This window comes from Nocardiopsis sp. iso_25 (assembly GCF_056173305.1).
The window spans coordinates 2080116-2093659 of sequence record NZ_CM149667.1; the positions used below are offsets into that span (position 1 = coordinate 2080116).

10 protein-coding genes are annotated in these 13544 nt (G+C 72.0%); 5 read left to right on the forward strand and 5 right to left on the reverse strand.

The genetic code is table 11. From position 1 onward, the window contains the following. The first annotated feature begins 43 nt into the window (after positions 1-43). Positions 44-1132: a helix-turn-helix domain-containing protein gene (locus AC0VX6_RS09020; RefSeq protein ID WP_368045822.1), complete on the forward strand. Its 1089-nt coding sequence runs from the start codon at positions 44-46 to the stop codon at positions 1130-1132. A 4-nt stretch (positions 1133-1136) separates the two neighbouring features. Continuing rightward, the gene (locus AC0VX6_RS09025) at positions 1137-1706 is read left to right on the forward strand and encodes a PIN domain-containing protein (RefSeq protein WP_274977029.1); all 570 of its coding nucleotides are present in this window, start codon (positions 1137-1139) and stop codon (positions 1704-1706) included. Between the two features lie 235 nt (positions 1707-1941). Here AC0VX6_RS09025 and AC0VX6_RS09030 read toward each other — a convergent pair whose 3' ends face one another. The 5 genes from AC0VX6_RS09030 to AC0VX6_RS09050 all read right to left on the reverse strand — a co-directional run bounded on the left by AC0VX6_RS09030 (position 1942) and on the right by AC0VX6_RS09050 (position 8357). Then, a complete protein-coding gene (locus AC0VX6_RS09030) occupies positions 1942-3552 on the reverse strand; it encodes a carbohydrate-binding protein (protein ID WP_274977030.1) in 1611 nt (536 codons plus the stop codon). A gap of 613 nt (positions 3553-4165) precedes the next feature. Further along, positions 4166-5197, reverse strand: a complete 1032-nt coding sequence (locus AC0VX6_RS09035; protein WP_475468084.1) for a hypothetical protein — start codon at positions 5195-5197, stop codon at positions 4166-4168. Between the two features lie 346 nt (positions 5198-5543). Then, entirely contained in the window at positions 5544-6308 is a 765-nt protein-coding gene (locus AC0VX6_RS09040; protein ID WP_475483715.1) for a cupin domain-containing protein, read from the reverse strand. Continuing rightward, positions 6305-7225, reverse strand: a complete 921-nt coding sequence (locus AC0VX6_RS09045) for a DUF6807 domain-containing protein (protein ID WP_274977033.1) — start codon at positions 7223-7225, stop codon at positions 6305-6307. Before AC0VX6_RS09045 ends, AC0VX6_RS09040 begins: the two co-directional genes overlap by 4 nt. Continuing rightward, positions 7218-8357, reverse strand: a complete 1140-nt coding sequence (locus AC0VX6_RS09050; RefSeq protein ID WP_475468086.1) for a Gfo/Idh/MocA family protein — start codon at positions 8355-8357, stop codon at positions 7218-7220. Before AC0VX6_RS09050 ends, AC0VX6_RS09045 begins: the two co-directional genes overlap by 8 nt. A 155-nt stretch (positions 8358-8512) precedes the next feature. On the opposite strand from AC0VX6_RS09050, the gene AC0VX6_RS09055 reads away from it, so the two are divergent. From AC0VX6_RS09055 to AC0VX6_RS09065, 3 genes are all read left to right on the forward strand, one after another. After that, entirely contained in the window at positions 8513-9529 is a 1017-nt protein-coding gene (locus tag AC0VX6_RS09055; protein ID WP_475468088.1) for a LacI family DNA-binding transcriptional regulator, read from the forward strand. Positions 9530-10223: 694 nt separating this feature from the next. Next, positions 10224-11870, forward strand: coding sequence for an amidohydrolase (locus AC0VX6_RS09060; RefSeq protein WP_475468089.1), 1647 nt, complete (start codon positions 10224-10226; stop codon positions 11868-11870). A 186-nt stretch (positions 11871-12056) separates the two neighbouring features. Then, positions 12057-13391: an MFS transporter gene (locus tag AC0VX6_RS09065; RefSeq protein ID WP_274977037.1), complete on the forward strand. Its 1335-nt coding sequence runs from the start codon at positions 12057-12059 to the stop codon at positions 13389-13391. The last annotated feature ends 153 nt before the right edge of the window (positions 13392-13544 follow it).

A 13544-nucleotide genomic window follows, 5' to 3' on the forward strand; every position in this document is an offset into this window, starting at 1 on the left:
ATCCCGGTTCACACGCCGAGAGCGCTGTGCGATGATCGCACACATGGCACAGGAGCTGAGTTGGGAGTCGATCGGAGAGCGCGTCAAACTGAGCCGTCTCTCTGTTGGAATGTCCCAAGGGGAGATGGCCGAGCGCATCGGCTTGGAGCGCTCGATGGTCTCCAAGCTGGAGAGTGGAGTCCGCCATATCGACGCGGTCGAGCTCACGCGAATCGCCAGGGAGCTCGACTACCCCCTGGCTCACTTTCTGAGTGCCCCTCCCACCGTCGTCTCCCGCAGGACGGCCACCGCGACCGAGCTCGACAGGAGTGAAGATTCCAAGAGGGCTTATCGGACCGAAGCCCGACTCTCGGAGTGGTTGAGGGATGTACGCCAACTCATGGCCGATGGTGTGCTCAAGGCCCCGCCTCTGCTGCGTTTTCCAGGCACCGTGGGCAGCAGCGGTGAGGCGAAGGAAGCGGCTGTCTGGTTGCGTGAGCAGTTGGGTCTGGGGGCGGAGCCGTTGGGGTCGATGACCGAGGAGTGTGAGAGGGCAGGGCAGTACACCGCTGTCGTCTCGCTGCCTGAAGGGGCGGACGGAGCTTCCTTGGTAGACGACGACGTGGCTGTGGCTATCGTCAACGAGCACCTGCAACCCGGGCGGCAGCGCAGCACCGCGGCACACGAGCTCGGCCATCTCGTCCTGGGGGACGAGTTCTCCAGCGACCTGGGAGTGCACGCCTCCCGGCGGGACCGGGAGAAGGCGGTGGACGCCTTCGCCGCGGAATTCCTCCTGCCGACAAAGGTCGCCAGGCGGGCCGTTGCACGCAAGAACCCAGAAGAGGTGCGGCACAACCTTGTCAAGCTGTCCGCTACTTACAAGGTCTCCTGGACCCTTGCTGTCCATCAGGCGGTGCCCGAGGGCGGCAGGAAGGCGGAGTTCTGGCAGCGGATGAAGGAACAGACCCCCACAGCAGCGGAGTTCAGGAACTCCCTGGGGTGGAAGCCGCAGCCTGACCTGTCCGCGGTGCGGGTCCCCCCGGGGTACGCCTCAGCGGTGATGAGGGCACTCGATGACGACCTGATCACCGTTGTGGGTGCGGTCGAGATGATGCGAGGACAGGTGACCCCCGACGATTTCGACGAGGAATAGCGGTTTGGACCTCTCCTCCCGCGTACTGCTGATCGATGCCTCGCCTCTGTTGTACGCCGCCCGGATCGACCGCCTCGATGTCCTCGGGAGTCTGCTGAAAGGCTACGAGTGTCTCACTACCCACTCAGTCATTGAGGAAGTGGAGCGCAATGAGGAGGACAGCGAGGTTCTGCGACGGGTTGTGTCCGCCTCGTGGCTGGGCAGGGCGCGTACCGATTCCCTGGCCTACCACGGTCGTTTTCTGGCGTGGAGCCAGTGGCTGAAGATGACACACGAGCACAATATCGGTGAGACGACGCTGTGCACCTATGCCGACGCGCATGGTGGAACGGTGTACATGGACGACAAGCCCGCCCGTAAGGTCGCGGAACGCCGTGGTCTCGCGGTGCGGGGCACTGCGGGCCTGGTAGCGGACGCCTGCTGCGCCGGAACGTGGACGGTGACGAGTGCCTCCTCGTTCATGGACGACCTGATCGAGGCCGAACTGCGCCTTCCTTTCCACAAGGGGGGTTTCGAGACATGGGCGGTGCGGCAGGGACTTCTGAGCCCGGCGCATGGCCGCGTCCACAGATGAGGCCATGCGCCGGGCTCCCGGCCCGCGTCGTGGTGCCGCTCGGTCCTCCCGGCCGCCGTAAGCGCCTCCGGACCCGTCGGACCGGAGGCGCGCAACCATGGGGTGAGGCCCCGGCCAGCGAACTTCCTCGCTGGCCGGGGCCTCCTGTTCGCGGGTGCGGGTGCGGGTGCGGGTCCGGGGACCGAACCGTGGCGGGCGCCTCGGTCGCGTCAGCGCACCCGGTCCGTGGCGCCGGTTACGGCGTGACCCGCTGGCCCCCGAAGGTCACGACCAGGGTGCCGTCGGCGGAGTGGGACCAGTCCAGGCCGCCGTCGTAGGAGGAGCACCGCGACCCGTTCGAGCCGGACCAGAACTGGTTGGAGCTGTCGGCGTTGCCGATGATCCGGTCGTTGGAACCGCTGTCGCACGAGGTGTTGCCGCGGAACACCGAGGAGCCGTCGTCGAAGTTGAAGTTGCGCTCCTCGTTGCCGATGCTGACGTTGTCCGACACCGTCATCGAGCCCGGGTTGCTGTTGTAGGTGAACCCGTGCTTGCCGTTGTCGTAGGCGATGTTGCCCGTGATGACGTGGTCGACCCCGATGTCCTCGCCGCCGAGCTTGAATCCGTTGCGGTCGCCGTTCCCGGCCTGGGAGCCGTCGCTGAGGATGCCGTTCTCGTAGGCCAGGGAGTCCTCGATGGTCACGGTGCCGATGGGGCCGGTGTCGTCCTTGGTGTAGAGGTCCCAGCCGTCGTCGATGTTGTTGTGGGCCACGGCGTAGCGGAAGACGTTGCCGGGGCCGGAGGTGAGCTTGGCGGCGAAGCCGTCGGCGTCCTCGCCGTCGGAGTCGGCGTTGTCGTGCGACTCCGCGCTCAGGATGAGGTTGTGGGCGGGCCAGTCGCTCTCGGGGGTGCTGGAGACGCGGCGCGAGAGCTGGAGGCCGGTGTCGTGGTTGAAGCGGGTCACCGTGCGCTCGATGACGTTGTGGCTGCCGCTGACGAAGATGCCGTTGTCCCCGGCGTGCTCGACGACGATGCCCTCGATGTGCCAGTAGGACGCCTCCAGCGCCAGGCCGCGGTTGGTGGAGTCCTCGCTCTGGGCGGAGAAGTTCAGCACCGGGGTCTCACCCGGGTAGGCGGACAGCTCCGTGCGGTCGGCGGAGGTGCCGTCCTCGCCCAGCGGGATGGTGACCGTGTCCGAGAAGGAGTAGGTTCCGCCGCGCATGTGGATCGTCCCGCCGGGTTCGATCCGGTCGATGGCCGAGGTGAGCGTGGTGGGGTCGGACTCGGTGCCGTCAGCGCCCGCGCTGCCGCCCGGAGCCACGTACAGCGCGTCCGAGGTCGGCGGGTCGCCGTCGTCGCCGCCCCCGTCATCGCCGCCGCCGTCATCGCCTCCGCCGTCGCTGGTCTCCACGTCGAGGTAGTCGACGTTGGGCATGCCCTGGGAGCCGGTCGGGTCGAACCGGATCGTGTTGGCGCCCTCGTCCAGTTGGACGGTGAGCGTCTTGGTCGCCCACTCGTCCCAGTCGCCGGTGCCCTCGAAGGAGACCGACGCCGCCCGGGAGCCGTTCACGAGGACGTCGGCCGGGCGGGCGGAGGAGGTGCCGTTGGCGAAGTGCACGGTCAGCGTGGCCGTTTCCGGGGCGGAGGCGTTCACGCTGAACTGCACGTGGGCGCCCTCCTCGTTCTCGGTGTCGCAGAACCCGTCGCCGGAGTAGCCCGGCCACTCGGTCTCGATGCTGCCGTTGCAGGAGGCTGAGGAGCCCTCGGCCTCGTAGCGGGTGGTGGCGGCGTGCGCCGCCGTGCCGGAAAGCGTGACGAGCGTGCCTGCCAGGAGGACGGCGCACGCGAGGGCGGGTCTGGTCTTCATCGTTCGTCTCCAGGGGGGTTGGTGCGTCTGACCATTGGGACGGTGAACGGAAAGGACGGGAGTGATGGAAGGGGCTGGGGGATGGGGGCTTCGCGGGTGCGGTCGGTGCGGCACAGCCGTTGCTGTGGAGTCGTTGCGGCGCGGTCGGCCATGGGGTGGTGCGGCCACGGGGCCGACCGTTCCGGTGGAACGGTGGTGCCCGTAGTCCGGAAAGCGCTTTCAAACGAGAAGTTAAGTGTTCGTTCTCAGCGCGTCAACGGTCTTGTTCTCCGTGTGCTTTCGTGTTAATAGCGCGGAGTCCTTCCTGTTCGGGGCGGTGTTCACTTTTTTGGAAGTGCTCTGTGTCAGGTTTCGTGGCTCTCGGTCGCGGGGGCGTCGTTGTGCGGGTGGCGCGTTGAGGCGTCCGATTATGTGCCCGGTGGAGAAGAAGGGCCGCGAGTGACGGAAGGGGTTTCGACTGTGTTCGCGCGACGCGCTTTGCAAGGGCATTGGCCTGGATGGACGGCGTAGTCGGAGACGCAGAACCAGGTGATACGGAAAGCCCTTACCAGGACACTGGTGAACGCTGGTACCGCCATTCCGCGTCCCAGCGGCGCCCCGTCAGCCCCGCGCCTCAGGAGCGCGGGCCACCGGTGATCTCCTCGGCGATCCGCTCGGCGTCGCCGTCCCTGATCAGCCGCAGGTCACCGGCCAGTCCGATGACCTCCTCCGGGAGCGGGCCCACTGGTCCGGCCGTGAGGTGGACGTCCGCGTAGGTCTGCGGGTCCGCTCCCACTGCCACGCGCACGATGACGCCGTCCGAGGGCGGTCCCTCCCGGAACACCACGCCGCTCCGCCCGTGTGCCTCGAAGTCCTCGCACGCGGTGCCCTCGTCCACGCAGCCGCTCCGGAGCGGTCCGGCATAGTCGTGCTCGGTCCAGTGGGGGTCCCGTTCCGCGGTGCCCCAAGAGCTGACGCTGATCTCGGCGCCGTCGGCGCGCTGGTAGGTGATCTGCCCTGCGCGGTCCGTGGCCACGGCGGTCCAGTCCTCGGAGTCCAGCACGGCCCGGGCCGGAGGGTTGCCGGTGAGGGAGTACACGACGCGGTCGAACGGCGCCCGCGCCCTGGCCAGACTCTCCTGCTGTCGGTCCTCGACCGTGTACCCGTCCAACGCGGCCCGCGCCGCGACCACGGCCGCGAGAGCGGCGGCGGCCCACAGGATCCCGCGTCCACGGGTGAGGTGGAGCACGGTGAGGACGGCGGCTCCGCCGACGACCAGGGTCACCGTCAGGTGCGTGTACACGGTGACGAACACGCTCCAGCCGAGATCGGCCTGTTCGAGCATGAGGAAGTACTGGAGGAGGGCGGTGACCACCACCGCGGACAGCAGCAGCACACTCCACAGGGGATGGGGCAGGCCAGCCCTCCGGAACCCCGTGAACGTGACGTAGAAGAGGGTGGCGGTGGCCAGGATGTGGAGGAGCGCCCCGGCCAGGGGGCCGAGGTCCACGTTCGGCGCAACACGTGCCGGGGAGAGCGCGAGGTCGGCCAAGGGGAAGCAGAGCGTGAGCAGGATGCACAGGTACGGCGCACCGAAGAGCCACAGGGAGCTCCGTCTGGTGTCTCGGCGTTCGGGAGCGGCTTTACCGGGGGCGGGTGAGTCCACGCGGTGGCCTTTCATCGGAGGGAGGCGTCCGGTAGGACGCGCCGGGCAGTCGGCCGGTTGCGCCGTGGCAGCCGAAGGCCGTCCGCTCCGCGAGGGCGGAGCCGTGGCCGTTTCCCGGGGCGGTCAGTTGTTCCCTTCCGGGCTTTCCGGGGTTCGGGGGGCGTTCGGGGTCTCCGGGGCAGCTGAGGCGTACCGGGCCCCTGGGGCTTCCGCTAAGGCGGAGGTGTCCGTGGCCGCTGGGGTCTCCGGCGCTCCCGGGGCACTCCGGACCTCTGAAATCGAGGGTGCCCGGGGCTTACGGGGCCTGCGGGGCTCCCAAGAGTCCGAAACGAAGGGTGTCCGACGCCTACGGGATCTCCGGGACTCCCGGGGGCTCATCGGTGCCGGGGGCCTCCGCGACCCGCCACGTGCGCAGGCGTCCGCACATCCCGAACGCCCGGGGCCCCGGCCTCGGCTCGGTGCGCACCACGGCGGCCTCCCGCATGATCCCCGGGTCGCCCCCGGCCAGCGACGCGAGCTGCTCCCGGGTGCGCTCCACCTCCCGTTCCACACCCTCGCGCCAGATCTCACGCCATTCCCGCACGCGCGGCCGCACTACCTCCGCCACGAGCCGGTGGAACTCCTCCAGCGCCCCCGCGCCCTCCTCCCGGACCGACGCGACCAGCTCCCAGTAGCCCCGCAGGGCCAGATCGCGCCGGGCACGCGCCCGCTCCGCGCGCAGCTCCTCCGACCCCTCCGCGGGCAGGGCCGCCGCGGCGGCGTAGGCCGCGGGGTCGGCCAGCACCTCACGGGGGAAGGTGAACACCGCGTCACCCGCCTCGGGCAGGCCCGCGTTCTGCATGACCACGGTGATCTCCAGCCCGCCGGAGTTCACCAGCCGGTGCACCGTGCCCGGGGCGAACCACAGCACGGCGCCGGCCGCGAGCGGGTCGGCCGCGACGCCCCCCGGGGTGACCGTGTGCACCTCGCCCCGGCCCGAGACCACCACGTAGGCCTCCGACGACGCGGTGTGGACGTGGGGCGTGCCGCCGTGCAGGCCGTCTGGCGCCTCCCAGTCGTAGACCCGCAGGCCGCTGACGGCGGTGCCGCCGGGGAAACGGGGCGTGTTCACGGCGTGTCCTCCCCGGGCGCGTACTCCCGCGCGAGCGCACCGGCCTCGTCCACGGCGCACACCCGGTCGACGAACACCAGGCGGTGGCGCAGGCTCAGGGTGCGGTCCGGCTCCAGGACGACCTCCTCGTCGAAGGAGGGGGAGGGGCTGAACACGGGGAAGGGCTCGGTCCGCACGAACCACCTGATCGGGACGGCGGCGCTCGTGGTCCCGGCGTAGGCCAGGACCGTCGCACCCCCGTCGATCTCGTCGTGCTGGCCGCTGAAGGCGATCCAGTTCGCCTCCGTGCCCATGACGTCGGCGCCGGTGAGGCCGGTCGCGCTGACCACGTCGCCGCCGGTCCACGACCGGGGGCCGCGCCAGAAGAGCCCGGTGTAGCCCGCGGCGGCGCGGCCGTGGGTGGTGGGGCTGCCCAGTTCGAGGGTCCTCCCGCGCACGTTGGTCAGCGAGGTCGCGAAGTCCAGCGCCCAGATCCCCCGTTCGCGGTCCGCCGAGTGGAACCGGTGGGTGCGCACCTCGGCGATCCACCGCTCGCCGCCCGAACTCCTCCAGGCCAGGCGCTCGGTGACCGAGACGCCCTCGCCGTCGCGGGCCACGGAGGTGAACCCCTCGTGGCCGATGGCGCCGTTGTTGCCCAGCCACCGGTAGCCCTCGCCGCGGACGAAGGTCGGCCCTCCCCAGAAGTTCTGTCCCGAGACGTGGGACCAGGTCATCTGGAGGCCCTTGTGCCACCGGTGGTCCCACGGCCGGAACGCGGTCAGCGGCGCGCCGCTCAGGGTGCGCAGGGGGTGCAGGTAGGGCTTGGGGGACTCGGTGGCGGGGGAGTCGGGGCGCAGCACGTAGCGCGCGATCTCGACCCCGCCCACCGCCACGGTGAGCGCGTCGTCGCCTTCGGTCAGGGTGGGGGTCTCAAGCACCTGTGGTCTCCTCCGTCCTGGTGAGGACGGCCGCGGCGGTGACCGCGTCGCCCCCGTGCATCGCGTGGTAGAAGCCGTCGTCGGGGGTCAGGTCCCGCCGCCGTACCGTCGTGCCGGTCAGGGCCGACCGGTACATGCCCGCGACGAGTTCGAGCGCGCGCCGCCCGTCGGGGCCGCTGGCGCGGGGCCGCTCCCCGTGTTCCATCGCGTCGAGCAGCGCCGCGAGCTGGGCCCGGTGCGAACTCGGCTCGTCCTCCACCGGCGGCCAGGACGCGACCGCGTCGGCGTCGCGCACGTGCGGCGCGGGGGTCCAGCGCCAGTGCGCGTTGTCGTAGCCGTAGAGGTGCTCCAGCTCGACCGTGGCGTGCTCGAAGTCGAAGCGCAGGTAGCTGGTCTCGCGGGGGGAGAGCAGGCTGTTGGCCACCGAGACGGTCGCGCCCGACTCCAGGCGCACGATCGCCATCGACACGTCCTCGGTCTCGGTGGGCCGCGCGGTCGTGGACATCACGGCCGTGACCTCGGACCAGTCGCCGAGCAGGGAGAGCATCAGGTCCATCTGGTGGATGCCGTGGCCCATGCTCGGGCCGCCCCCCTCGGTCGCCCAGCGTCCGCGCCAGGGGACCTCGAAGTAGTCCGGGGCGCGGAACCACAGGGTGTTGCACACGCCGACGAGCGGACGGCCGAGCGTTCCCTCGGCCAGGTGGCGGCGCAGGCGCTCGGCGCCGGAGCCGAAACGGTGCTGGAACACGTAGCTGACGAAGGGCCCGCGCTCGCCCCCTTCGTGGGTACCGACCTCGTCGTACTCGGCCAGGGACAGCGCCGGCGGCTTCTCGCACCACACCCAGCACCCGGCGTCCAGGGCCGTGGTCACCGCGTCCTTGTGCGCGACGGGCGGCGTGCACACGATCACCAGGTCGGGGGACTCGGCGCGCAGCAGGGCGTCGAGGCCGGTGTAGCGGCCGGGAACCCCCCACTCGTCGGCGGTCGCGGCCACACGGGACGCGTCGAGGTCGGCCAACGCGACCACCTCGACCCTGTCCCCCAGGGCGGCGAGCGCGGGCAGGTGCCTGCCCCGGGTGATGCCGCCGCTCCCGACGACGGCTACGCGAATCGGTGGTCTGGGACTCGGCACTGGCACACCCCTCGGATCACGAACCCATGGTGAACGTTCACTTTCTGCGGCCGGGTCTAAAATAGTGATCGTTCACATCCACCGTCAAGACCGACGCGGTCAAGACCGGTCCCGCCGACGGACGCCGCCGACGGGCCCCGCCCCAGGAGGAGCCGATGGCCGAACCCGAACCGACCAGGCGCCGACCGACCATCATGGAGGTCGCCCGCCTGGCGGGCGTCTCCCACCAGACCGTCTCGCGCTACCTGCGCTTCGAGGGCGGGCTCAAGGAGGCGACCCGCGAGCGCGTGGACGCCGCGATCCGGGAGCTCAACTACCGCCCCAACCTGGTGGCCCGGTCGATGCGCACGCGCCGGACCGGGCGCCTGGCGATCCTCCTGCCCGGCGTGCCCGGTGCCAGCCCGAGCCGGTTGCTGGCCGGGGCCATCGCGACGGCCCACGCGGAGGGGTTCGTCGTCGAGGCGGTGAGCGTGGACGGCGGGGTCGGGGCCCGGACCGAGCGCATGCTCGAACTCGCCGGATCGGGCCAGGTGGAGGGCGTCCTGTCCCTGGCCCCCGTCGCCCCCGACAGCCTCCGGGACTCGGGCGAGGGCGCCTCCGTGGTCGTCTCCGCCGACTACGACGACGAGATGCGCGGTCTGGGCGAGATCGCCGACGGATCGATCGTCGCCGACCTCGTCGAGGGGCTGGCCAAGACCGGGCACCGGCGCTTCCTGCACGTGTCCGGCCCCCTGCAGTACGCCTCGGCGCGGGGGCGCAGGCGGACCTACCTGGAGGCGGTCGAACGCCTGGGGCTGGAGTCCCACGGCGTGTTCGACGGCGACTGGACGGCCGAGTCCGGCGCCGAGGCCGTGCGCTCCCTGCCCGAGGACAGCGGGGTCAGCGCCGTCATCGCGGGCAACGACGTGGTCGCGGCGGGCGCGGTCCGCGCGGCGATGGAGCGCGGGTGGAGCGTGCCGGGCGACCTGAGCGTGACGGGGTGGGACAACAACCCGGTGGGCGCCTACCTGTCGCCCTCGCTCACCACGGTCGACGTGGACCTCGAACGGCTGGGCGTCAACGCCATGCGCCGCCTCGTCGCGGCCGTGCGGGGCACGGCGGCGGAGGTCGGTCGCGAGCCGCTCAACACGATCCTGTGGCGCGAGTCCACCGGCCCGGGCCCCTGGCGCTGACGGCGGGCCCCGCCCGGGCCTCCGTGTCTCTCGCGTCCTCGCGCCTTCTCGTCCCTCGCGCACCTCGCGCACCTCAGGTACCGGAGGCCCCGCGCCCCCCGCGCCCCTCGGACCCCTTGGGCACCGGGGGCCCGCGCCCCTCGCGTCCCTCGGACCCCTTGGGCACCGGGGGCCCGCGTCCCTCGGACCCTTCGGACCCCTCGGACCCCTCGCGCCCCTCGGGCACCGGGGGCGACATGGAGGCGCCGAGTCCGGACCGCCCTGCGCCCCGCACGTGCGACTGTGCGATGTGACACCGCGCAGGTAACGGCGTATGACGTGCGTGTTTCGGGAATGTCGCGCAGCGGGCGGTCGTTGTGCACATGCCTATCCCCGCGTGCCCAATCCGCTGCGAATCGCCATTGTTCGCCAGCTCACAGTTGCTGCAACCTGGAGGGAAATCCCAGGTGGGGGCGGCGTGAACCGTGCGGCACCAGCGGGGGCGGGAGCACGCGCGACCGCCACGGCGCGGGCGGTTCCACGCCCGCCGCCGACCCCGTGCACGGTGCGTCCGGCGGCTCCGCTCCGCCCGCTTCCGTCCGCGCGGCACGTCGGCTCCGCCCGTCGGATGCGCCGCGTCCGGCCGCGCGCCCCGCCCGGGACCCGACCGCCGCAACCGTCCCGACCGCTGCACCCCACGGAGAACGCCTCCAGCATGCTCGACCTCAAACTGACCAACGCCCGCATCCGCACGGTCGACGACGACCGGCCCTTCGCCACGGTGCTCGGCATCGCCGCCGGACGCGTCCTCGGCCTGGACGAGGAGGTCGCCGACCTGCCCGCGCGCAGGACGGTCGACTGCGGCGGCGCCGTGGTCGTCCCCGGATTCGGGGACGCGCACAACCACATGGCGTGGTTCGGCCAGTCGCTCGCCGAGCTGGAGCTGGAGACCGTGTCCACCCTGGACGCCCTCTACGACGCGGTCGCCCGCGCCGCCGCGACGCTGCCCGAGGACACCTGGATCGTCGGCTCCGGCTACGACGACGCCCTGCTCGGCGCCCACCCCGACCGCCACGGCCTCGACCGGGCCGGAGGCGGCCGACCCGTCTGGCTCAAGCACCGCTCCGGCCACATGTGCACCGTCAGCAGCGCGGTCCTGCGCCAGGCCGGGATCGACACCGCCGTCTCCGACGCAGCCACGGCCGACCCGGACGGGGGAGTGATCGTCCGCGACGGCGCGGGCGCCCCCACCGGCCTGCTCCAGGAGCGCGCGCAGGAACTCGTGACCGCGCTGGTCATGCCCTACCCGGTGACCGAACTCGCCGACGCGCTCGCGCGCGCCTCCCGGGTCTACGCCTCCGAGGGCCTCACCCACGTCGTGGAGGCGGGCATCGGGCGCGGGCTGATCGGCCGCACCCCCGTGGAGGCCGCCGCCTACCAGCTCGCCCGCGACCGGGGCGAGCTGCTTCCCCGGGTCGAGCTCATGGTCGCCGCCGACAACATGCACCCGCTGGGCGGGCACGCCGACGACGGGATCGACACCGGCATCGACCTGGGACTGCGCACCGGCTTCGGCGACGACCGGCTGCGCCTGGGACCGATGAAGATCTGGCTCGACGGGTCCCTCATCGGCCGCACCGCCGCCGTCACCGAACCGCTCTGCGGCCACGGCCACGGCGTGTACCAGAACTCCCCGGAGGAGATGCGCGCGCTGGTCGTGGCCGCCCACCGGGCCGGGTGGCGCGTGGCCGCGCACGCCATCGGCGACGACGCCGTCGACGTCGCCCTGGAGGCGTTCGCCGAGGCCCAGCGCGCGCTGCCGCGCCCCGACGTGCGCCACCGCATCGAGCACGCGGGCGTGGTGCGCCCGGACCAGCTTCCCCGCATCGCCGAGGCGGGCCTGGTCCCCGTGCCCCAGCCCCGGTTCCTGTACGCCCTGGGCGACGGCATGGCCGCCGCCGTGGGCCCGGACCGCGTGCCCTGGCTCTACCGGCACCGGTCCTTCCTCGACCACGGGCTGCGCGTCCCGGGCAGTTCGGACCGGCCGGTCGCCCCGGGGGCGCCGCTCCTGGGCATGGAATCGATGGTGGAGCGCGTGACCGCCTCGGGAACCGTTCTGGCCGCCGACGAGCGTGTCAGCGCCGAACAGGCCCTGCGGGCCTACACGATGGACGCGGCCTGGGCCAGCCACGACGAGCACCGCAGGGGCAGCCTGACCCCGGGCAAGCTCGCCGACCTGGTGGTCCTGGACCGCGACCCCGTGGACACCGCGGAGGAGGGCATCGGCACGATCCGCGTCCTGGCGACCCTCGTCGGCGGGGAGTGCGTACACGGGGCGGACGTCCTCGACGGCCTGACCTGACCCGTCCCGGCCGGACCGGCGCGGTCCGGCCCGAACCGGCCTGACACGGCTTCCGGCCCGGTCCCACCCGGCCGGGCCCCGGCCCGTGTCCGACGGGCGGCACCGGGCGAACGCCCGCCCGGCACCGCCCCATCCCCTGAACACCGCGCCGCCGCCGGCGCGGACAGCGAATAGGAGAAACCAACCATGAGTGACCTCGACCCAGAGGCGACCGAGGAGCGCCCGGCACGCGGCGGGCCGGTGGTGAGCGGTCGCGAGGCGGGCCGGATCGCTTTCGCGGCCTTCGTCGGAACCGCGCTGGAGTGGTACGACTACTTCCTCTTCGGTACGGCCGCCGCGCTCGTGTTCAACCGGCTGTACTTCACGACGCTGGACGCCACGGCCGCCACCCTGGCCGCGTTCGCCACCTTCGGCGTCGGCTTCGTCGCGCGTCCGCTGGGCGCGGTGCTGTTCGGCTGGATGGGCGACCGGATCGGACGGCGACCAGCGCTGCTGATCACCGTGGTCTCCATCGGTGTGGCCACCGGCCTCATCGGCCTGCTGCCCGACTTCGCCTCGATCGGCATCGCCGCTCCGCTGCTGCTGGCCCTGCTCCGGCTCGTGCAGGGCGTCGCGGTCGGCGGCGAGTGGGGCGGCGCGGTGACCATCGCCGTCGAGCACGCCCCGCCGGAGAAGCGCGGGCGCTACGCGGCCCTGCCGCAGATCGGGTCGCCCGTGGGCACCCTGCTCTCCTCGGGCGCGTTCTCGCTGGTCCTGCTCCTGCCCGCCGACCAGTTCGACTCCTGGGGCTGGCGCCTGCCGTTCCTGGCGGCCTTCCCGCTGCTGCTGGTCGCGGTCTACATCCGCCAGAAGGTGGAGGAGTCGCCGGTCTTCGAGGAGATGGAGAAGCAGGAGGCGCGCTCCAAGGTCCCCGCGATCGACGTGTTCCGCCACGCGTGGGGCAGGCTCCTCATCGCTATCGCGTCCGCCATGCTGGGCGTCGGCGGCTTCTACGTCATGACGACGTTCGCCATCAGCTACGGAACCGACACCCTCGGGCTGTCGCGCAGCCTCATGGTCAACTCCACCCTGGTCGCCGCGGTGGTGCAGATCGGCGTGATCATTTACTTCGGGCGCCTGGCCGAGAAGCTCGGCCCCGGACGCGTCACCATGTGGGGCGGTATCGCCACGGCGGTGATCGCCTTCCCGGTGTTCTGGCTGATCGACACGACCTCGCCGGTGCTCGTGGTGCTGGCGGTGGCCGGCGGCGTGGGTTTCCTGTCCATCGCCTACGCGGTCTCCGGCGCGCTGCTCACCGAGCTGTTCCCGGCGAACCTGCGCTACAGCGGCGTCGCGCTGGCCTACAACCTGGCCGGTGCCCTGAGCGGCTTCCTGCCGTTCATCGCGACGGCCCTGCTGGAGAGCGCGGACGGCCGGTCCTGGATCGCCTCGGCGCTGTTCCTGGGGATCGCCCTGATCACGGCGGTCGGCGGCTTCTACGGCGAGCGGCTGCGCGTGCGCGACGACGTGGTGGTGCGCTGACACCGCGGGGAGGAACGCGACGGGCGGTGTCCGGGGGGCTCCCCGGACACCGCCCGTTCCGTCGTCCGGGCCCGTTCCGCACCGCGCACGGGAGCCGACGGGTACCGCGCCGCCCGATGCCGGGGGCGGCCGCCCTTCCCGGCCCCGGGGCTC